21 protein-coding genes and 1 tRNA gene are annotated in these 19492 nt (G+C 68.9%); 6 read left to right on the top strand and 16 right to left on the bottom strand.

The window, feature by feature from the left end; genetic code table 11:
* Positions 1-21 precede the first annotated feature (21 nt).
* From BBH68_RS12735 to BBH68_RS12705, 7 genes are all read right to left on the bottom strand, one after another.
* Positions 22-1296, bottom strand: a complete 1275-nt coding sequence (locus BBH68_RS12735; protein ID WP_065961807.1) for a site-specific integrase — start codon at positions 1294-1296, stop codon at positions 22-24.
* Positions 1296-1475, bottom strand: coding sequence for a helix-turn-helix domain-containing protein (locus BBH68_RS12730; RefSeq protein ID WP_245738033.1), 180 nt, complete (start codon positions 1473-1475; stop codon positions 1296-1298). Before BBH68_RS12730 ends, BBH68_RS12735 begins: the two co-directional genes overlap by 1 nt.
* Complete coding sequence (locus tag BBH68_RS12725; RefSeq protein WP_065961805.1) at positions 1472-2920, bottom strand: replication initiator; 1449 nt, start codon at positions 2918-2920, stop codon at positions 1472-1474. The genes BBH68_RS12730 and BBH68_RS12725 overlap by 4 nt, the downstream gene beginning before the upstream one ends.
* A gap of 131 nt (positions 2921-3051) precedes the next feature.
* Positions 3052-3744, bottom strand: coding sequence for a DUF2637 domain-containing protein (locus tag BBH68_RS12720; RefSeq protein ID WP_065961804.1), 693 nt, complete (start codon positions 3742-3744; stop codon positions 3052-3054).
* 48 nt (positions 3745-3792) lie between these two features.
* Positions 3793-5175 (bottom strand): FtsK/SpoIIIE domain-containing protein, encoded by a 1383-nt coding sequence (locus tag BBH68_RS12715; protein WP_065961802.1) that lies wholly within the window; start codon positions 5173-5175, stop codon positions 3793-3795.
* 2 nt (positions 5176-5177) lie between these two features.
* The gene (locus tag BBH68_RS12710) at positions 5178-5375 is read right to left on the bottom strand and encodes a hypothetical protein (protein WP_065961801.1); all 198 of its coding nucleotides are present in this window, start codon (positions 5373-5375) and stop codon (positions 5178-5180) included.
* Entirely contained in the window at positions 5372-5710 is a 339-nt protein-coding gene (locus tag BBH68_RS12705) for an SCO3933 family regulatory protein (protein ID WP_079150944.1), read from the bottom strand. Before BBH68_RS12705 ends, BBH68_RS12710 begins: the two co-directional genes overlap by 4 nt.
* Before the next feature lie 181 nt (positions 5711-5891).
* Between BBH68_RS12705 and BBH68_RS12700 the strand changes: the two genes are divergently transcribed.
* Positions 5892-6302: a GntR family transcriptional regulator gene (locus tag BBH68_RS12700; protein ID WP_065961799.1), complete on the top strand. Its 411-nt coding sequence runs from the start codon at positions 5892-5894 to the stop codon at positions 6300-6302.
* Here the strand turns inward: BBH68_RS12700 and BBH68_RS44030 are convergent.
* Both BBH68_RS44030 and BBH68_RS12695 read right to left on the bottom strand, forming a co-directional pair.
* The gene (locus BBH68_RS44030) at positions 6277-6408 is read right to left on the bottom strand and encodes a hypothetical protein (protein WP_281182479.1); all 132 of its coding nucleotides are present in this window, start codon (positions 6406-6408) and stop codon (positions 6277-6279) included. The genes BBH68_RS12700 and BBH68_RS44030 overlap by 26 nt on opposite strands.
* Positions 6409-7499: 1091 nt before the next feature.
* Entirely contained in the window at positions 7500-7877 is a 378-nt protein-coding gene (locus BBH68_RS12695; RefSeq protein WP_065961797.1) for a DUF6415 family natural product biosynthesis protein, read from the bottom strand.
* A 207-nt stretch (positions 7878-8084) separates the two neighbouring features.
* On the opposite strand from BBH68_RS12695, the gene BBH68_RS12690 reads away from it, so the two are divergent.
* Positions 8085-9368, top strand: a complete 1284-nt coding sequence (locus BBH68_RS12690; protein ID WP_065961796.1) for an NsdA family TPR-like regulatory protein — start codon at positions 8085-8087, stop codon at positions 9366-9368.
* On the opposite strand, the gene BBH68_RS12685 is transcribed toward BBH68_RS12690, so the two are convergent.
* The 5 genes from BBH68_RS12685 to BBH68_RS12665 all read right to left on the bottom strand — a co-directional run bounded on the left by BBH68_RS12685 (position 9349) and on the right by BBH68_RS12665 (position 14588).
* Complete coding sequence (locus BBH68_RS12685; RefSeq protein WP_065961795.1) at positions 9349-10008, bottom strand: HAD family hydrolase; 660 nt, start codon at positions 10006-10008, stop codon at positions 9349-9351. The genes BBH68_RS12690 and BBH68_RS12685 overlap by 20 nt on opposite strands.
* Positions 10009-10157: 149 nt before the next feature.
* Positions 10158-11363 (bottom strand): right-handed parallel beta-helix repeat-containing protein, encoded by a 1206-nt coding sequence (locus BBH68_RS12680; RefSeq protein WP_141712990.1) that lies wholly within the window; start codon positions 11361-11363, stop codon positions 10158-10160.
* A gap of 725 nt (positions 11364-12088) precedes the next feature.
* Entirely contained in the window at positions 12089-12505 is a 417-nt protein-coding gene (locus BBH68_RS12675; protein WP_245738032.1) for a hypothetical protein, read from the bottom strand.
* A gap of 746 nt (positions 12506-13251) precedes the next feature.
* Positions 13252-13845 (bottom strand): isochorismatase family protein, encoded by a 594-nt coding sequence (locus BBH68_RS12670; protein WP_065961790.1) that lies wholly within the window; start codon positions 13843-13845, stop codon positions 13252-13254.
* A gap of 122 nt (positions 13846-13967) precedes the next feature.
* Complete coding sequence (locus BBH68_RS12665; RefSeq protein WP_065961788.1) at positions 13968-14588, bottom strand: hypothetical protein; 621 nt, start codon at positions 14586-14588, stop codon at positions 13968-13970.
* Between the two features lie 210 nt (positions 14589-14798).
* Here BBH68_RS12665 and BBH68_RS12660 point away from each other — a divergent pair.
* Positions 14799-14872, top strand: a tRNA-Met gene (locus BBH68_RS12660).
* Positions 14873-14916: 44 nt separating this feature from the next.
* Here the strand turns inward: BBH68_RS12660 and BBH68_RS12655 are convergent.
* The gene (locus BBH68_RS12655) at positions 14917-15534 is read right to left on the bottom strand and encodes a hypothetical protein (protein WP_065961786.1); all 618 of its coding nucleotides are present in this window, start codon (positions 15532-15534) and stop codon (positions 14917-14919) included.
* A gap of 17 nt (positions 15535-15551) precedes the next feature.
* Between BBH68_RS12655 and BBH68_RS12650 the strand changes: the two genes are divergently transcribed.
* Complete coding sequence (locus BBH68_RS12650) at positions 15552-15773, top strand: hypothetical protein (protein WP_065961784.1); 222 nt, start codon at positions 15552-15554, stop codon at positions 15771-15773.
* 186 nt (positions 15774-15959) lie between these two features.
* Here the strand turns inward: BBH68_RS12650 and BBH68_RS12645 are convergent, their stop codons facing one another.
* Complete coding sequence (locus BBH68_RS12645; RefSeq protein WP_079150943.1) at positions 15960-16889, bottom strand: LLM class F420-dependent oxidoreductase; 930 nt, start codon at positions 16887-16889, stop codon at positions 15960-15962.
* A gap of 209 nt (positions 16890-17098) precedes the next feature.
* Here BBH68_RS12645 and BBH68_RS12640 point away from each other — a divergent pair, with 209 nt between their 5' ends.
* Positions 17099-17836, top strand: a complete 738-nt coding sequence (locus BBH68_RS12640; RefSeq protein WP_076970928.1) for a response regulator transcription factor — start codon at positions 17099-17101, stop codon at positions 17834-17836.
* A gap of 160 nt (positions 17837-17996) precedes the next feature.
* Positions 17997-19492: sensor histidine kinase (locus BBH68_RS12635; RefSeq protein ID WP_065961936.1), on the top strand; the 1496-nt coding region annotated here is incomplete at its 3' end.

Raw genomic sequence — 19492 nt, 5'->3', positions numbered from 1 at the left:
GGCAACCGCCATGCGCCTCGATCAGACGGCGACCAGGGCGCCGCTCGGGCCGTCATCGTCGTCCGGACCGTTGCCGTCACGCAGGGCATCACCGACGCGGTCGAAGGCCGAGCGCTGCGAGTCGAGCCGGACGAAGGTGTAGATGTCCATGGTCACGCGGATCGAGCTGTGTCCGAGCACTTCCATGATCATCCGGGCGTCGGCCCCCTTCTCGTGCAGCAGTGACGCACAGGTGTGCCGTAGGTCGTGGAAGCGGACGCGCCGCACTCCGGCTTTGTCGCACAGGAGGGTGAAGGCGCGGTTCAGGTTGCGCGGCTCGATGGGCGTCCCGTGCTTCGTGGTGAAGACGAGATCATTGCCGCCGCCCTTCCACCTCTCGCCAGCCGCCAGCCTGTCTCCCCGCTGCTGGGCCCGACGAGCCCGGAGCGCCGTCACGCATTCAGCGGGCAGTGCTATCCGCCGGGCCGAGCGCTGAGTCTTCGGGGCGGCGATCAGCAGTTCCCCACCCACGCGCTGGATCGTCTGGCGGATGGTGACCGAGCCGTCCGCAAGGTCCACGTCCTTCCACCGAAGGCCCAGGACTTCACCACGCCGCAGGCCGATCCGAACGGCCAGCTCGTAGGCCGCCCAGAGTCGGTCACCACGCGCGGCGGCGAGGAGCTGCCGCCCTTCCTTCACCGTCAGCGGTTCTATCTCGCGCTTGGTGCCCATGCTCAGCTCTACGTTCTTGGCCACGTTGCGCGGCAGCTCGTCCTCACGAACAGCGTGTTCCAGCGCGGCCCGCAGCAGCACCAGGAGGAAGCGCACGGTGCGGTCAGAGGGGTACGACTCGCAGCACTCGCCGAGCGCGCAGCAGCGACGTTTCTTCTCCGGACGGGCCTTGTCCTTCCCCTGTGCGCAGCACTGGCAGGTACGAGCGGTGGCGGTCAGGAAGGCCCGGATGTCGCGCGCGGTGAGTCGTGCCAGCTTGTTCTTCCCGAGGCCCGGGGCGAGGTAGTTCCGCACGAGGGATTCATAGGCGGCGTACGTGGCCGGACGGACCTTGAGGCGCGCGACGTTGGCCAACCAGTCGGTCAGGAACTCCCCCAGGCTCATCTTGCTTGTGGAGATGGGAAGCCCACTCTGGGATTCAGCCTTCAGCTTGGTCAGCTTGTCGTGCGCCTCATCCCACGTCTTCCCGTAGACGCTGCGCCGCTTGTGAGTGCCGTCTGCGGTGAGAACGTACGCGATTCCCTCCCAACGCCCGTCCTTGCGCTGGTAGATGCTTCCGGCGCCGTTCGCGTTCTTCTTGCCCATCAGGCGGCCTCTCGTTCGGTCTGTCGGGTGATGTAGTCGTGCAGGGCGGTTTCGGCGATGCGGCGGCAGCGGCCGATGGTCAGAGAGGCCAGTTCGCGCGAGCGGATGAGGTTGTAGACCGTCCAGCGGCTGACCTGGAGTCGAGCGGCGACCTGGTCCACGTTGAGCAGGGCCGTCACAGCCAGGGGGCTCCTTCCGTCTTGAGGCGTTCGGCTTGGGCGAGGTCGTGGCGTACCTGGGCGGCGATGAGTTCTTCGCCGGGGCTGTAGCCGGAGGCGAGGTATTGCCAGTGGGAGAGGACGAGGGTGGTTTCCTCGCTCGTCTCAGCGGCCCCCGCGGGGCGTGCTTGCTGGGCGCGCCAGGCGCGGCGTATGTCGCGGAGTGCGCCGAGGGTGGTGGAGTAGCGGCGGGATTTGCTGGAGAAGTGGCCCCGGAAGCCGAGCATGTGGGCCCATTTCCAGAGCTTGAGTTCGGCGAATTCGGGGAGGTGGCCGAGGTCCCAGGCGGTGCGGATCATCTGGCGGACGTGACTGTGAACAGGCAGGTCCCTGATCGGCTCAGACTGGCCGGTGCCCTCACACGACTCGCACAGGTCGCGGAAGCCGTCGGGGCCGGTCTGGTAGCCGCGTCCGGCGCAGTGGGGGCAGCGCAGGGAGCGGTCCACGGTGCCGGAGTCCTCGGCGCTCTTGGTGGCGTATTTGGCGACGTAGGCAGCGACCTTCTGGTCGGTCAGCTCTCCGTCGCCGAGTGCGGCGATCTCCCGGATGTCGAGCTGTTCACCCCAGCGCAGCTCGCGCTCCCCGATCGCCTTAGAGCCGATGGTGAGCACGGCCCGGCCGGCCGCCGTCTTGATCGCGTGGGTGAGTGCGTCGGTGGTGGCCCAGTCCGGCGGGGGCTGATTGCTGCCGTCCGGGCCGTCGAGCCGGATGACGGCGTGGAAGTGGACCAGTCCGCGCCGCTGATACTCGGCCACCTTGGCGAAGGAGACCCGCAGCGAGGCGTTCAGCGCCTTCTGGGTCATGCCGAGGTGTGCGGCCAGCTCGCGGCGCAGGTAGGTGGTGAACCGGGCCCAGAGCGCTCCGGCGTGCGCGTTCCACAGCACCGCACCCGCGTAGTCGTACGTGGTCGGGTTCAGCGGCGTGCCGAGGGCGGGGTCGTCGGCGGGGTGGTGGGTGCCGCAGCGGCAGGGCAGGTTCTTGCCCGTGTCGGTGGTTCGGCGGTTGTGGACCGGGCCGAAGGAGGGGGCGGTGAGGGTGACGAAGAGCCGGGGGTGCGTGCGGACGGTGTCGGGGACGGTCTTGCCGCCGGAGAGTCCGGCTTTGATCAGGTGGTAGGTGTCGGCGGCGTAGAGGCGGGAGCAGGCGGGGCAGCGGGAGGAGCGGCGGTTGCCGCACGCGGTCAGGAGGCGGCCGGTCGGTTCGTCAGCGGTGCTGTACGACCGCAGGACCGTGTTTGTGGCGGTGTCGAGGGTCTGTGTGGTGCCGACGAGCTGAACGGGGCGGGTGCAGCCCCGGACGTGGCTGATCTGCTCGCGGACGCGGTCGAAGTCGGGCAGGTGGGCGAGTTCGATGAGGTCCCGCAGGGCCAGGCTCGCCACGTGGCGCAGGTCCAGGGGGCGTTTCACGGCGGTGCTGTCCTTTCTGGGAGAGGGGCCCCGAGCAGCAGGCCAGGGCGTGCGGGTGCTGCTCGGGGCATGGCGAATCGAGCCCGGTCGGGCAGGGGCAAGGTGGGGTTGCCGGAACGGCCGGCACGGGGTCAGAGCTGGGCGTGCGCGGCAGTGGCCAGGGGGAGGGCGACGCCCAAGCGCGCCCGGAGCTGGGCCGGAGTGATGGGGGCGCCGTGCTCGGCCTGGTAGGTGTCGGCGATCGTGCGGGCCGCGTTCAGCAGCGGCAGAGGCACGGTGACCGCCGGGGGCGTCACGGCTTCCGGAGCCGGAGCCGGAGCCGAGGCAGGGGCCGGGGCGGGGGCAGGCTCAGTAATCGGCGCGGGGGCCGTCTCGGCCGGGGCCGGGTCCGGGGTGGCAGTTGCCGGGGCCGGGCCGGTGTGGGTGACGGCGTGGAAGTGGCGCAGGAGTTGCGGGCCGACGGCTCCCCAGCCCAGGAGGAGGAGCGGGGCGACAGCGTCCACGGCGGCGCGGCCATAGTGCTCGGCGACGAGGGGTTCGGCGACGTTGAGAGCCAGGGTCAGCAGCCCGGACAGGTGCATCAGCCGTGTGGCGCCCTTGATCTGCTCAGCGGGGATACCGCGCAGGGACAGGTAGCGCAGGGCCACCAGGAGGCCGACGACGGACAGGTCAACCATGGGAGCGATCAGCGGGGCGATCGGCCGGGGGACGCCGAGCCGCAGCGCCAGGGCCCAGACGTTGCCGAAGGAGAAGACGAACGCAAGGGCGGCGATGATGGCCATGACGACGGTCACGGTGCGCTGAGTGATCCGGTCCTCAGACACAGGGTGTTCACCTCCTTTCGGGTGTCGGGCTGGACCCAGAAGCGAGGGTCAGACCGTCTCCAGTGCGTCAGTCTCAGCGAGGCCGGACAACTGCGCGTCGAGGAGTTCGGCCGGGTCGCGGGTCAGGTGGGCGGTGTCGGCGGCGATGCGGGCCGCATCTTCGTCGGCGACGTAGGGGGTGCGGATGCGGGTGAACCCGGGTCGGCCCTGGTGGGCCATGGAGGCCACGCCGACATAGGCCGGGTCCTGGAGCGCGGTCGGGTTGGCGTCCGGCCAGTTCCGGATGTCCTCACCCAGTGCGACCACGGCCGCCTCAGCCGTCTTCTGCGCGAAGGACAGGCCCACCGGGCACACGTCCCGGATGAACGTGGGAATGGCATCCCCGGTCGCCTTCTGCGTTGCGATGATCACCAGGATGCCGACGCTCCGGCCCTTCTTCACCAGGTCCTCGACCAGCCGGGCGTTGTCAGCGGCCAGCGCGGCCAGCTTCTTCGTCTGCGCGTCCGACCCCTTGTAGTCACGGAAGTAGGTGTGCGCCTCATCCACGATCAACACCGTCAGCGGCCAGGCAGCGGAGGGGCCGAGGTGCCACATGTTCTTGACACCCAGCACGGCGCGGATGGACGCCGAGCGGTCCCGCCGCAGCTTCACCAGCCGCTTGAACAACGCGTTCGCTTCTTCCAGGTCATCGCCGACGAACGCGAACATGCGTTGCGCCAGGTCCGCGTAGTCGCCCTCATGGGAGGAGGTCACCTTGCCGTCCGCTACGGCGTACTGGATCGCCTCCGACGGCGCGGTGTCGCAGATGAACTTGTTGATCAGCGATGTCTTGCCGAACCCGGGCAGCCCGGCCACCGTGACCCCGGGCACATCCGACAGGCTCACGTCGATCGGCTGCGCGTACTCGTCCAACCCGAGTCGCCACAGCGCCAGTTCCTCAGGAACCTCCCCGGTGGGTATGTGTTCGGTCGGGACGATCAGCGGGTCCACGCGGACGCCACGGATCAGCAGATGCCCCGGCTTGTCGGGCAGGACCGAGACCCGCGTACACCGCCACGCGTCCGCCAGGTAGGGGGCCGCGCGCTGGAACTCAGCCAGGCTGACTTTCGGCAGGCACACTGCGCGCACCACGACGCCGTACCGGTCGGCCGCGACCTTGATCTTCGGGATGAGGACCCGAGGCTTGGGCACCTTGCCATCCGGCGCCACGATCACCGCAGCCGGGGGCGTCTTGTCGGTCACCGACAGCCCGGCCATCGGAGCCAGCCGCCGCCACCCCCGCCGCACCCGGATTGCCTGCCGGATGCTGGCCCGCGTCATCTTGTCGGCACGCACATAGCGCACCACCCACCACAGGGCCCATACGGCGCTCAGGGCCAGGGCCGCCCCGGCCACAGCCGGGGCAGTCCCCACGATTTCACCCACCGTCACGGTCAGTCCTTGTTCATGTAGAGGAATCGGTACAGGGAGATCCGCAGTTCCAGCAGGTCACGGCCCGATGTGAGCTTGGGGTAGCCGTGGGACTCGATCACCTTGGCCACGTCGAACAGCAGGCCGTTGGTGAACCGCGAGTCGTCATCCCCGCTCTCCGGCTCGACCGGATAGACCGGCCCGGGGGCGGCGGCCGTCACTGGACCAGCTCCAGGGCCGCCGCCCGGTAGGCGATCCCGTCGGACAACTGCCCGTTGAAGACGCGCGCCCACGGAGTGGCGAACAGCTCCACCACCCGCACCGGAACACCCGGCTGAAGACCATCCGGCAGACCACTCGCCGGAACGGTCAGCTTCATCTGCTCCGCCCGGCCCTCCTCCATCAGGAACACGGTCAGCGTGTGCAGGGTCTCCCCGGTGTCCCGATCGGTGGCCAGCTCACCGGTCTCCGGGTTCTTCACCTTGGGAATCGGCGCCGTGCCAGCAATGAACATCGTCGAGGGCAGCAGCCCCACGCGGATACGGGTCATAGCCATGCCTTGCTTCCTTTCGATCAACAGCCGCCCGGTGCGACCGAGACCAACAGTGCACCATGTGCGCTAGCGCGTCAAGCGCATAGCGCACCAGCGGCATGGGAGAGCTAGCGCACTTCGGGCATAGTGAGAGACAGCGGGCGTTCTAGTGCGATGAGTGGGCTTAGCGGGCTACCCTCATGCTATGAGCCTGCCGAGGGATACCCACACTCCGCCTTACCGGCTGGTCGCCGAGGAACTGCGCCAGCAAATCCGGTCCGGTCGTATCAAGCCGGGCGAACGGGTCCCGTCGTCGCGCGATCTTGAAGCCAAGTACGACATCGCGAACATGACCGCGCGGTCCGCACTGCGCGTGCTGCGTGACGATGGACTGATCTATTCCACACCAGGACGGGGCAACTTCGTTGTTGACCCCCTGCCCCCGGAGCCAGACAAGACTCAGGGGGCAGTTGAGCCGGAGGGCCAACGGCAGATGCCCAGCGCCGAGTATCTGGAGCTGTCTGGCCGCCTGGACGCCCTCACCGCGAAGGTTGACGACCTCATGGGGTTTCTTCAGCAGCTCGCCAGCTTCACCGAACGTCAGAAGAAGAGCTAGCGGCCAGATCCTCGACGATCTGGCGGGCGAGTTCTTCCAACTGAGCAACCTTCTTGTCGAGTTCAGCGAGGCGTTCGCGAATCTCCGCCGACTCGTGCTCGTGCATTCCCACCCCGTTCGTGTTGTTAGCTGTTGCTCCTTGAGGCACGCGCCTGCGGCGATGGCCTAGGCAGGCCCAGAGCGCGAGCTGTTCAAAGTTTCTTTACTGGATCAAGGCGGCCCGCTTGCGCGGACCGCGCGCGCTGGCGGCCCGTGGCCGCCGCCCGCTCCTGTCTCCGCCCCGCTCAGCGGCGCCCCCGGCCCACTCAGCGCGCCACCCCACATCAGCGACCCACCAGACACAGTCACCACCTGGAACAGCTGTCCCCGCGGTGCTCCCGCCGACCGCAGCGGACACTCCGAAGCAGCAGCACGACCAGGACCACGCGGCCGAACTGCCAGCCGTCGAGGGGCGGCAACGCTGAGCGGCTTACATGGCCAGCCGTCCGCCGACTGCGGCCATCCCTGTTGTGCGCGTAGAGAGGCCAGCGGGAAGAGGGGGCGCCCGGCCGGGGGCATGTTGGCCGTCGGCCCCGGTCCGATGTGGCCGGCCGCCGTACTGCCGCCGTCACAGATGCGGGCGCGTGAGCAGACCGCACTGCCCGGACGTGGCGGGCGGGGAGCAGCTGCTGCCGCGCAGTGGCTCAGGCCGCCGTGGTCGCTCCGCGTCGGCGCGGGCATCGTCGTGGCTCGGCAGCGTGTCGTAAACACGGTCGTTACCGCCGCCGCCGAGCCCACCGCGCCGCGTCCCCCTCGCACTCGTAAACCCCCTTCTCCACCTGAACTCATCAGGGACAGGGCAGAGTCGAGCGAGAGCACGACGACCGCCCCGGTACCATCGGCACCGGGGTCCTGATCACGGACTCTCCGCCGGACCACCTCGTGACCTGCCAGGGTTTGGGGGGTGGTCCGGTTTGTATATGCGGTTATTGTGCGCGGTCCGGCTCCCCACCTCGGATCGGGTGTGGCGAGTGCAAGGAGCCGGACCGCAGACGGCGGACGGTGCAGGTCCGCCGCCATCCCCCGGGCGCAGTGGGTGACGTCAGTGAGGCGGGGGAGCCCACAAGGTGTGTGCTTGCCTCACGGACACTGAACCAAGGGGATTCAGAGGGCGGGAGCCGTCATCCCTTCCCACAGACAGCAGCTCCCGCCCGGTCTCTAGGTCATCGGCCGCGCCTCTGAGGTCACCCCGGCGTTGCTGATGAGGAACTGACACGTGTATCCGAGGGTGCGGACGTGCCAGTCGGCCGACTGCAAACCGGAGCCGAGCCCTTGACGCACTTGGTGCGGGATCAGGTCGAACCTGCTTCGCTTCTGGTACCAGGCCACGGTCCCCCGGTTCAGACGGTTGATCTGTTTCTCGGCAAGCGGCATCAGCGCCTCAATGTGTCCCACCAAGGACTCATGCAACTCGCAGAGTTCCTCGTATGGAGGCAGCGCCGTCCGCTTGACCACAGCACGGGCGATCGTCGCCTCAATCGCCTTGAGGTCCACCTCGGCTTGCTGTTCACCCGTACGCTTCACCGCCTCGCCCATGGCCTCTACCCCGCACGCTCGCTCGCTGTTTGGTCTTAGACATGGTGGGGTCACAGCACGTCCCATTGAAGGCCGCTCAGAGGACGAAGAGAGGACGTATTGAGGACTTCATAGGGGGCCGTGGGGAGCTGGGGTCCTCAAAGCGGCCTTGCAAAGCTACGGTGAGCTGAGTTGCCCAACTCCGTCGAAAGCTGAGAGGAAGGTCCAGTGCCCAGGCCAGTAGGGAACACGCGGTTGAAAGCCGCGCGGCAGGCAGCGGGATACGCGTCTCAGGAAGCGTTCGCCGAGGCGATCCGTAACACCGCTCCCCAGCTCGGCATACGGTCGTTGCAGATCAGCGTGCGCCAGGTCCGCCGCTGGGAGTCGGCGAATCCCCCATGGCCGCAGCCTGACGTTCAGCGCGTACTGACGCATCTGCTGGGCCAACCTGTCGAAGAACTGGGCTTCATCCCGCCATGGGGTAGGCCGACTTCGGCCCAGGAGCGCGTCAGTCAGCGGCCCGTCGCAGCATCCGGCGCGCCCGTGATCGGGGCCGCCCCCGGTCCACTGCCGATCGCGAGCAATGCCACCCAACCGGCCACCGCGGGGACGGATTTCGCAGCGATCACCGCCGCTCACCGTCGCCTGTACTGGTCTGTGCAGCCCTCTCAACTCCACGCCAGCGTCATGGAACACGCACGGCTTGGGACCGCGCTCATGGGAGAGACGGCCGGCCGGTGCCGCACCACCCTCGCCGCCGCCCTCGCCGAGTCCTACCTACTCGCCGGACGCATCGACTTCTTCGACCTCCAGAAGCCCCAGGCCGCAGGGAACGCGTTCGTGCGCGGCCTCCAGGCCGCCGGGGAAGCCGATGACGCCCTACTCGGAGCGGCGATCCTGGCTCATACCGCGTTCATCCCCGGGTGGGCGGGCCAGAGGGAAGACGCCGAAGAGCGGATGTCAGCCGCGCGCGCCTACGCCCGCAGGGGCAACGCCCCCGCTCTCATGCTCGCCTGGCTCGACGCCGTCGAGGCCGAATGCATGACGCGGTGCGACGACACCCGCACCGCGCTGCGCCTGATATCCCACGCCGAAAACGTGCTGGCCGAAGGCGACGCCGACCAGCCATGCCCGGTGTGGATGGACTGGTTCACCCCTGTCCGGCTCGCCGCCTTCAAGGGCAACACTCAGTTGATCGCCGGACACACAGCCCAGGCCCGGCAAACGCTGCTCGGTGTGCTCGACAACCTGCCCGCCGACGACGGCAAACAGCGGACCGTCATCCTCGGCGACCTGGCGGCCGTCGAGGCCGCAGCGGGTAAGCCGGAAGAAGCCTGCCGATGGGCCAATGAAGCACTCGATCAACTGAGCGTCACGTGGTACGCCGCAGGCATGGACCGGATCCGCGACGTGCGGAAGCGACTCCATGCCTGGCGTAACGAATGGTGGGTGCGCGATCTGGATGACCGCATGTACGGCTGGGGAACGACCGTCAGCGCTCTTCAGCGTTGACCTTGGAGACCAACCCCGGCAACTCGTCGAGGCTGCGAATGCGGAAGGTCGGCATCGCGACGGAGTCCGGCTCATCCCACTGGATAGTGGCCCACGGCCCCCGCCGGATCAGTGCCGTCTTCATGCCGACCTTGGCCGCCGGGCGGATGTCGTTGTCCATCCGGTCGCCCACGTAAAGGATCTCCTCGGCCTGGCAGGGGGCCGCGTCCGCCACATGGGAGAAGAACGCCGGATCAGGCTTGGACACGCCCCAGTCATCGGACGTGGCGATGAAGTCGGCCCGAAGGTCGAGGGAACGCAGAATGCCCCCGGCCCGTACGGTCTGGTTGCCCGCGACGCCCACCCATAGACCGGCATCCCGCAGCGCGGTCAGCGCCGGACGGACATCGGGGTATAGATCGCTGTTGTCGAAGTGCTCCGGCTGGCCGGCCTGGGCCCGCTTCTCCCGCTCCTCGGACAGATCAAACCCGGGGCGGAAGACCTGGAACGTCTCGCGGTAGTCCCGACCCTGAGCGATCACCGCGCCGAACATCGCCGCGAACGTGTGCCGGGGCACCCCCAGCCAATCCGCCCACGTGCCGTACTCGCGCGTCTCGTCCACCAGGCACTCACCGACATCGAACACCACAGCTCGGATCATGATGAGCAGCGTAGGACAATCAGGTCCCGCATTGCGGACGCCGCCCAGAGGTTCGCTCCGAGCCGCCCCCTGAGCAGACAAACGAAGGAGGCACCACCCCGGGCTCTGTGAGTGGTGCCTCCGGTTCTGTTGCCCACAAAGATCGTGGATCAGCCGATGCAGCCTGCTACCGCCGGGGAGCTGCCGGTGCAGTTGTTGGGGTTGTTGGCCACTACGGGACTGCTGTTCAAGGTTGTGGTGGAGGCGCTGTTGAAGATGCCACCCGCCGTCGAGCCCGCCTTGTTCGCAACCACCGCGGTGCCGTTGAGGGTGGCGGTGGATCCGGTCAGAGTCGCCAGGCCGCCGCCGGACGTGCCCGCCTCGTTCACTTCGACCACGCTGCTGTTGAGAGTGGTGCTCGCGTTGTCGCGGGTCAGCAGGCCGCCGCCGAAGGTGGTCGCCTTGTTGGACAGGAAGAGGGTGCTACCGATGGTTGCCTGACCACTGCCGCTGAAGTTGGCGAGACCGGCCCCGCGGTTCGCGGAGTTACCGGTGAAGACGTCACCTGAGAGTGTCAGCGACCGGTCATTGGCCAGTCCGCCCCCATCACCACCCGCCGTGTTGCCGGTGAAGTAGCTGCTCCTGACCGTCAGCGTGCCGTCGTTGGCCAGTCCACCGCCGTTGATGTTCGCCGTGTTGTTGGTGAGGAAACTGGACTGGATCGTGCCGGTGGTACCGGTGTCGAAGCCGAGGCCACCGGAGAAGTTTCCTGTGTTTCCCGTGACCGTCGAGGCGGTGAGTGTGAGGGATCCGCCGCCGCTGACTCCGATTCCGCCACCGAATCCGGATGCCGTGTTCTTGCTGATGGTGCTGGCCGTGATGGAGGTGGTGCCGTTGCTGAAGATGCCGCCCCCGTTATTGGCGGTGTTTCCGGTGACGGTGCTGCCGCTCTGGATGGTCAGCTTGCGCCCGGAGTCGACGAGAATGCCTCCGCCGTCCGCGCTCGAGTCGAGGTCGCCATTGCGCACGGTGAGCGTATTGAGCGTGAGATTGCCCGCCGGGCCACCCACCTCGAAGATACGGAACAGAGGCGACCCAGTGGCACGTTCGATGGTTGCGCCGTTGCCGAAGATGGTGACAGCGGCTGTGATCACAGGTAGCCCGTTGCTGTCGTTGTCGACCGAGTTGAGGCTGTAGGTACAGCCCGGGAACAGACTGATAGTGCCTCCACCGCTGTTGGCGGCGTTGATAGCGGTCTTCAGGTCCGTGACCGTGCAGCCGATGACTGCGGCGGACGCCGGGCTGGGCAGGGCGGCCAACCCAATAGCCAGCCCGATGGCGGAGAGTATTCCGCCTGCTCTGAGTGAGAATCTCACGGGGGGACTCCTTGCTTCGTGGGGAGCCTGGTTGGCTTCCCTCAGCCCGAGCCGAAACCGTTCCAACCCGTTGAGTGAGCTGAAGGGCGACACACGCAAAGCCACAGGGTTCGGATCTCGGCGAGGCGCGAGACCACGTGGGAAGGTGGTTGTCTCGCTTAGCACGATTGAACCCATGGACCTCAAGTCCACAAAGGCGCAAACACATCCACCTTGAGGCAGAAGTGGCTAATGCGACAATCTTATGAAGATCCGTCAGTGATGCTTCCCGCTCCGGCGCACGCCGCTTGAAGCGGCCCCGTCGAGGCTCCGAAGACGAGCTGGAACCCGCCCGTGCAGTGCCGAGGGGTTGGGGCTGTGAGCTGAGGTCCGCGCTTTCGTCCAGCGGCTTCGGTGACGGCAACGCTGACGGCAACGACGGCGCATGGCACCTGCCCCCGGCCCTCTCTGAACACCAGGCCGGGCCGCCATTGAGATCCGCACCAGCCCCCTGCCCGAAGCTACGGATCAAGAGGTTGCAGGTTCGAATCCTGCCGAGCGCGCCCCAGCCCAGAGGCCCCTTCCGATCATCGGAAGGGGCCTCTGGCGTATGCGTTGACATCAACGGTGACAGCAGCCGTGGCCTGGTGGTGATCAATAGCCGGGTTGGGGTCAGGTTGGGGCTATGAGCCGCACGCTCGCCATCCCTCCCCGTCGCGTATGGCCGACGGGCCCGGGTGGCCGGGTCAGGCGTCGTGCGGAACGACGACGATTTGGTACGCGTCCTCGTAGACGATCCTTCCTGGATCCGACGAGCGCATCATGCGGCACCCGATCCCATGAGCGGCGAGGATCTCCAAGTAGCCGTCCACTCGCTTGATCAGGTCCCGCGAGGTGGATTTGAACCAGGCAGCCGCCCCGGGGTGAAGCGCGCGGTCGTAGACCGTCGGGTCGACGGAGGAGGGGTCGGGATAGGCCGCGTTGTACCAGTCATTGTTGGTCCGCCTGAAGCGCTCCTGCTCAGCGGTGAGCTTCCCGTCCCGTGCCAGGCCGTTGACCAGTCCGAATACGCCGGTGAAGTATCCGCGTTCGTTCGGGGTCGTGCTCTGGAATCGTATGTATGGCGCTTCGTCCGCAAGGCCTCTTGTTCCGCCGATCTCCACGGCGAAGATGCTAGGAGCCCGGCTGACCGTGTGTCCGGGGGACGGGGATCTCTCAAGGGCACCCCAGCTCAGAGGACCGATCATCCGCCAGTCGTCGCCCGGGAGGGTCGTTCCGGGGTGCCTCGTGGGGTGGGCGACGTACGCTCGGGTTATGGATGCCCTCCTGCCGTTAATGATTGTTTTTGGCGTGCTTGCGGCGGTCCTTGGTTGCTTTGTGTGGCTGGCGTTGCGGATTCGTCGGCGGGGACTTGCGGGGGGAGCCATGAGCGCTGCCCTGGCTTCTTACGAGGAGGCGTTCCATGTGACCGCGCATGAGGCTCACTACGAGATCCGGGCGCAAGCGGAGCGCAAGGCACCGATGTTGTCGCCGGATGGCGACTGGCGGCGGAGTCGTGTCGAGACCGGTCGGGCGGGAGTGGAGGGCGGGCGGTCGGATCGGTCGCATCGGTCGGTTCGGCGGGCGAGGCGGGGGCTTGCTCGCTGGGTGGGCCGGCTGAGGGGTGGGCGTACAACCACGTCCGCGTGAATCTGGCCGCGTCGGCGCTCACCGCCCTCTGCCGCCGCGTGCTGCCGGAGGTTCTGCGGGAGCGGGTCATGACCCGGATCGAGGGGCGTCGTCCTGGTCCTGGCACGGCTACGCCAACTCCGTCGCGGACATCGACGGTTCCCGGGTGCCGGTGGTTTCTGGTGGGGCAGGCATCTGTGCCTGCGTGGCGGCCAGTGGTGCCCCGGGGTCTGTGGGGCCGTCAACGTCCTCGAGTGCGCTGGGTCGCGGAGGGCTCGAACGTCACATCGGTGGCGTGCGGGACGATTTCGACCTCGTCGCCCAGCGCCCATTCGGCGACGCGGGAGACCATCGCGGCGGGCACTATGTCGCTGATGCCGGGCGCCGCGGGGATGTCGTAGGTCGCGTGGGCGTCGTGCGGCATGACCACGCGGTAGCCCTGGGCCAGCGCCGTACGCGCCGTCGCGCTGACGCACATCTCCGACATCACTCCGCATATGGCCAGGGCCTGGACTCCCGTCTCGTTGAGAAGCCGCGCGAGGGGGGTGTCCTGGAAACCGTCGTCCTCCGTCTTGCGGATCACGACGTCCCCGAGGTCGTCGTGGACAGGCAGGTGCAGCTCCCAGCCCGGTGTCCCCGGCTCGTCGGGCGCGCCCTCCGGGCCGTCGTTCTGGAGCTGGACGACGAGCGCGCCGGCCGTACGGGCCCTGGCCATCAGGTCCTTGACGCACACCACCATCTGCGGGGCCGCGGGCACCGCGTCCGGGCCGGAGGCGAAGGCCGATTGGACGTCTACGACGATCAGGGCCTGGACGGGGGACACATGGGCAGCCATGGGGCGATTATGCCGTCCTCGGGACGCGCGGGGTGGGTGGTTTGTGTGGGGAGGCTGGTTTGTGTGGGGAGGCTGGTTCCGTTTCCGTGGAAACAGCCTCCCCCCCGGTGGGAGAGCAGGGGTCAGTCCTGCCCGGCCTTCCAGAACACCGGCTCCTTGTCGAAGTCGCCCGTGTACGAGGTGACCGACGGGGTCTCGCCGGCGGGCAGCAGGAAGACCTTGCACAGGGTGGCGTTGTCGCCCGCGCCGAAGTCGTCCGGGTCCTCGCCGGGGCACTTGGCGACGTCGCCGTTCAGGGTGATGAGTGCCTTCGCGTCCTCGCCGCGGCTGTCACGGAGATTGACCGGGGTGGTGAGGAAGGGGTAGTGGATCGAGTTCTTGCCGATGTTCTGGAAGCTCATCGTCACGTAGTACGGCTGGAGTTTCCGCTCCTCGGCGTTGAGGGCCACCTTGTCCAGGTCCGACTGCGCGCCCTTCACCACGCTCTTGGCCGCGATCCTCAGGGTGCCCGTCTTGTCCGAGCGCTTGTAGGTGATCGGGGTGGACTCGCCGAGGGCGAGGGTCTTGCCCGCGTCGGAGTCCAGCGCCTTGCTGGGGGTGGCGGAGGGCTTGGGCTCCTTGGTGGGCGTCTTCTCGCCGCCGTCCTGGGCGAGGTTGTCGTTGCAGCCGGTGACGAGCAGGGCGAAGCCGGCGGCACACAGGACGGTGACGGCGGTGCGGTGGCGCGTGGATCGGATACGCATGAGTCGGTCCCCGTTGGCGTGAGTTCGTGGTGCGGCGGGCTGGATGCGCAGGCCCGTCGATGTGGTGTGCACACATCATGGCCGTGACAAAGCCCCAGGCCAGAAGCGATGATCCACTCGAAGCGAGGCTGAGACCGGGCCGTTGCAAAGTAACCGGGGCGGGATGGATTTCCCTGGGCGCTCGGAATGACGTACAGTTACCAGCACCGACGCGGGGTGGAGCAGCTCGGTAGCTCGCTGGGCTCATAACCCAGAGGTCGCAGGTTCAAATCCTGTCCCCGCTACTCATACGAGGGCCCGGCACATCAGTGCCGGGCCCTTGGCCGTTTCAGCCCGGGAGCTTCCAGGCCACGGGGCGCTCGGTGTGATCGCCCGTGGCGTAGGTGACGGTGGCCGGGGCGGTGCCCCGGGGCAGCAGGAAGATTTTGCACAGGGTGACGGTCCGACCCGCTCCGAAGTCGTCCGGGTCCTTGCCGGGGCACCGCTTCACTCCCTCGTCCGCCGTGATCAGCACCTCCTGCGGCACGCCGACGCGGTCCTCCAGGCCGGTGGGGGTGTTGAGGAAGGGGTAGTGGATGGCGGCGTCACCGACGTTCGTGAAGGTCATCGTGACGTAGTACGGCCGCAGCCGCCGGTCCGCGGCCCGCAGGGCGTTCTTGGGCAGGTCGGCCTGGGAGCCCCGCACCACGCTCTTCGCCACGATCTTCAGGGTGCCCCGGACGTTGTCCGAGCCGCGCTTGTAGGTGATCGCCGCGGCCTTGCCGAGGGCCAGGGCCCCGTCTCCTTTGCTGTCGCCGTCGAGCGCTCGGCCTCTCGAGGCCGCCGGTCCCGGTCCGCGCCCCGGCTGCGCGGCGGCGGTGTCCTCCTCGCAGCCGGTGGCCAGCAGGGCGAGGCCCGCCGCGCAGAGGAGGGCGGCGGCGGGGGTGCGGGGGGAGCGGTTGAGCACGTTGGGGGGTCCCGTCGGTGGTGAACGTGGCGTTGTCGCGTCTGGTGAGCTCGTACGTGCTGATCTTGTGCGTGCTGATCTCGTACGCGGTGATCGTGTACGCGGTGATCGTGTACGGGGTGATCTCGCGCGTGGTGAGTCCGTGCGCGGTGAGCTCTACGTGGCGATCTTGCACTGCAGATCATCATGGTCGCGACAAAACCCTGACCGGCGCCGATACCAACCCGCAGCAAGCTTGAGACGGGGCCGTGACGCGTCGCCCCGGCGTCCGCGAGTCGCAGGTCAGCGCGATTGTCAGTGGGGGGTGCCATGCTGCTTGCACAGTGGCCGGGCTGACCCGGCGGCGTTCGGGGCGGGCCCGACGGGGGTGGGCCCGCCCCGAACGTGAGTCGTGAGCCGCGCGTGGTGAGGCGCGAGCCCGGGGCTCAGCCGTTCTGGCCGAGCGGCAGGGCCTCGGCCAGCGTGCGCCACTCCGCCAGCGGGATGTCGCTCATGGGGTTGGCGGTGACGACCTGCACCGCCAGGTGGTCCGCGCCCGCCGCCAGGAACTCGTCGACGCGGCGGCGGATCGCCTCCGCGTCGCCGAGGGCGAAGACGGAGGAGACGAGGCGGTCGCTGCCGCCGTCGCGGAAGTCGTCCTCGCCGAATCCCAACCGGAGGAGGTTGTTGGTGTAGTTGGGCAGCGCGAGGTAGAAGGCGAGGTAGTCACGGGCGAGGGTGCGAGCGCGGTCCAGGTCCGGTTCGAGGACGACCTTGAGCTCCGGGGCGAGGAGGGGGTCGGGGCCCAGGATCTCGCGGGCCTTGGCGGTGAACTCGGCCGTGACGAGGTAGGGGTGGGCACCCGCGGCGCGGTCGCGGGACAGCTTCAGCATCTTCGGGCCGAGGGCGGCCAGCACCCGGCGGGAGGCGGGGACGGGGGTCGGTGCGGCGTCGAGGGCGTCGAGGTACTCGCGCATCGCCGTGTACGGGCGGGAGTAGTCCTTGACCACGCGGCTGTGGCTCACCCCGAGGCCGAGCAGGAAGCGGTCGCCATGCGCCGGGTCGAGGGCGGCGTGGCGCTCGGCCACCTGGGCCGCCGTGTGGTCCCAGATGCTGAGGATGCCGGTCGCCACGGTGATCCGGGAGGTCGCCTCCAGGAGGAAGGCGGCCTGGTCCGGTGAGGGGCTGCCGCCGAGCCACAGCGCTGGGAAGCCGAGCTCTTCCAGCTCGGCCGCGGCGTCCCTGATCGCGCCGTGCCGCGCGGGGTCCGTCGCGCGGAGGGCTCCGGTCCAGATGCCCGTCCGGCCCAGTGTCGCGGCGAGTGCCCTGCCGGAGGTCGTGCCGGGTGTGTCGCTCTGTGTGTTGTGAGAGGCCATACGGCCATTCAACCGGAGGCCCCATCCGGTTGTTTCCCGCCGCGCGGTCGTACGCCGATTCGGCACCGGATTCTCACCTGAGAGGGCCTGAGAGGACCTGAGAGGGCCCAAGAGGGGCCGGCGGGGGCCGAGCGGAGCGCACAGCATTCTCAGGTTTTTCACAGACAGCCGAAAGGGGGCTCTCAGACGGCCGGCAGAGGGTGACAACCATGAAGGCGACCTCGCCCCATGGGCGTTCCGAACTGCTGCGGCCCGACGGCAGCCCCGTACGGGTGCTGGTGGTGGACGATGAGTCGGCGCTCGCCGACCTGCTCTCGATGGCGCTGCGCTACGAGGGCTGGGAGGTGCGGACGGCCGGCGACGGCGCGGAGGCTCTGCGGATCACCCGCGAGCTGCGCCCGGACGCCGTCGTCCTGGACATCATGCTGCCCGACATGGACGGGCTCACGCTGCTGGGGCGGGTCCGCGGTGAACTCCCCGAGGTGCCGGTGCTCTTCCTGACCGCGAAGGACGCGGTCGAGGACCGGATCGCCGGGCTGACCGCGGGCGGCGACGACTATGTCACCAAGCCCTTCAGCCTGGAGGAGGTCGTGGCCCGGCTGCGCGGCCTGCTGCGCAGGTCCGGGGCCGCGGCGGCGCGCAGCGAGTCGCTGCTGACCGTGGGCGATCTGGTCCTGGACGAGGACAGCCATGAGGTCTCGCGGGCCGGCCGGGAGATCCATCTGACCGCGACCGAGTTCGAGCTGCTGCGCTACCTGATGCGCAATCCGCGCCGCGTGCTCAGCAAGGCCCAGATCCTCGACCGGGTGTGGAGCTACGACTTCGGCGGCCAGGCCAACGTCGTGGAGCTGTACATCTCCTACCTTCGCCGGAAGATCGACGCGGGGCGCAGCCCGATGATCCACACCCGGCGTGGCGCGGGGTATCTGATCAAGCCGGGCGAGTAGGCGAGCCGGGCCATGGCGTTCTCCCCTGCCGACGGTGCGCCCGCCGGCCGCCGGTGCGCCCGCCGGTGCGTCTGCCGCTGCGCCCGCCGGGCCCCGGCCGTCCCGGCCGTCCTCCCCGTCCGGCAGGCGGTCCGCGCGACGCCACCGCAGGCCGTGGTCGCTGCGCACCCGGCTGGTCTTCTCCGCGGTCGGGCTGATCGCCGTCGTCTGCGCCGTGATCGGCACGGTCACCACCATCGCCCTCCACACCTATCTGTACGACCAGGTGGACAAGCAGCTCTCCGGCGTCGCCATGCGGGTCGCGGGCCCGCCCTTCGGCATCGGCAAGACCCCGCTGCCCGACAGCGGCGGGGGCCGCTGGACCGAGGACATCCGCGACACCGTCGCCGGGCCCGGCCAGCCGATGGGGACCCTCGCCGCCGAGGTCGGGGACGGGGGCGAACTCGGCGACAGCGCGATCAGCTCGCAGCACGAGTCCACCACGGGGGAGCCCCGGATCTCCGGCAGCTCTCTCACCTCCGCGCAGCGGAAGGCGCTGAGCCAGGTCCCCCGGGACGGGGCGGAGCACACCGTCGACATCCCCGACAAGGGCGAATACCGCGTCACGTACGTCATCGGCGGCCACGGCGACTTCCTGGTCGGCATCCCGACCGCCGAGGCGCAGAACACCATCGACACCCTCATCCTCGCCGAGGTCTCCGTCACCGCGGCCGGGCTGGTCGCCGCCGGGATCGCCGGCGCCGCCATGGTCGGCATCTCGCTGCGCCCGCTGCGCCGGGTGGCGGCCACCGCCACCCGGGTCTCCGAACTCCCGCTGCACAGCGGCGAGGTGGCCCTGAGCGAGCGGGTTCCTTCCTCCGAGGCCGACCCGCGCACCGAGGTCGGCCAGGTCGGCGCGGCCCTGAACCGCATGCTCGGGCATGTGGAGTCGGCGCTCGCGGCCCGCCAGGAGAGCGAGACGCGGGTACGCCAGTTCGTCGCCGACGCCAGCCATGAGCTGCGTACCCCGCTGGCCTCGATCCGCGGCTACGCCGAGCTGACCAGACGCGGCCGCGAGGAGATCGGACCCGACACCCGCCACGCCCTCGGCCGCGTCGAGTCCGAGGCGGCGCGGATGACCGGCCTGGTCGAGGACCTGCTGCTGCTGGCGCGGCTCGACGCGGGCCGCCCCGTCGAGCGCGCGGAACTCGACCTGTCGCCCCTGGTGGTCGACGCGGTCAGCGACGCCCGGGCGGCCGGACCCGACCACAAGTGGCGCCTGGAGCTGCCCGACGACCCCGCGGTCGTGTACGGCGACGACGCCCGGCTGCGTCAGGTCCTGGTCAACCTGCTGGCCAACGCCCGTACGCACACTCCGCCCGGGACGACGGTCACCGCGCGCGTGTATCCGTCCCCGTATCCCGCGTCCCGCGTCTCCCTGGAGGTCGAGGACGACGGGCCGGGCATCCCGCCCGACCTGCTGCCGCATGTCTTCGAACGCTTCGCGCGCGGCGACGCCTCGCGCTCGCGCGCCGCCGGGAGCACGGGGCTCGGCCTCGCCATCGTGCATGCCGTGGTCACGGCGCACGGCGGCCAGGTGACGGTGGACAGCGTCCCCGGCCGCACCGTCTTCGGCGTCCACCTGCCCGTGCACCGGTCTTCCGTTCTCTTCCGCGC

The sequence above is a fragment of the Streptomyces sparsogenes genome, assembly GCF_001704635.1.
GTDB classification, from domain to species: Bacteria; Actinomycetota; Actinomycetes; order Streptomycetales; family Streptomycetaceae; genus Streptomyces; species Streptomyces sparsogenes.
The sequence above is the reverse complement of the archived record's forward strand: the minus strand, read 5'-3'. Positions and strand labels throughout refer to the sequence as shown.

What these genes read in the sequence shown, in the direction of transcription:
- BBH68_RS12705 (WP_079150944.1), bottom strand. Translation starts at nt 5,710, where the DNA reads ATGGCTATGACCCGTATCCGCGTGGGGCTGCTGCCCTCGACGATGTTC.
- BBH68_RS44030 (WP_281182479.1), bottom strand. Translation starts at nt 6,408, where the DNA reads ATGCACGAGCACGAGTCGGCGGAGATTCGCGAACGCCTCGCTGAACTC.
- BBH68_RS12685 (WP_065961795.1), bottom strand. Translation starts at nt 10,008, where the DNA reads ATGATCCGAGCTGTGGTGTTCGATGTCGGTGAGTGCCTGGTGGACGAG.
- BBH68_RS12640 (WP_076970928.1), top strand. Translation starts at nt 17,099, where the DNA reads ATGAAGGCGACCTCGCCCCATGGGCGTTCCGAACTGCTGCGGCCCGAC.
- BBH68_RS12735 (WP_065961807.1), bottom strand. Translation starts at nt 1,296, where the DNA reads ATGGGCAAGAAGAACGCGAACGGCGCCGGAAGCATCTACCAGCGCAAG.
- BBH68_RS12695 (WP_065961797.1), bottom strand. Translation starts at nt 7,877, where the DNA reads ATGGGCGAGGCGGTGAAGCGTACGGGTGAACAGCAAGCCGAGGTGGAC.
- BBH68_RS12700 (WP_065961799.1), top strand. Translation starts at nt 5,892, where the DNA reads ATGAGCCTGCCGAGGGATACCCACACTCCGCCTTACCGGCTGGTCGCC.
- BBH68_RS12670 (WP_065961790.1), bottom strand. Translation starts at nt 13,845, where the DNA reads ATGGCTGCCCATGTGTCCCCCGTCCAGGCCCTGATCGTCGTAGACGTC.
- BBH68_RS12665 (WP_065961788.1), bottom strand. Translation starts at nt 14,588, where the DNA reads ATGCGTATCCGATCCACGCGCCACCGCACCGCCGTCACCGTCCTGTGT.
- BBH68_RS12645 (WP_079150943.1), bottom strand. Translation starts at nt 16,889, where the DNA reads ATGGCCTCTCACAACACACAGAGCGACACACCCGGCACGACCTCCGGC.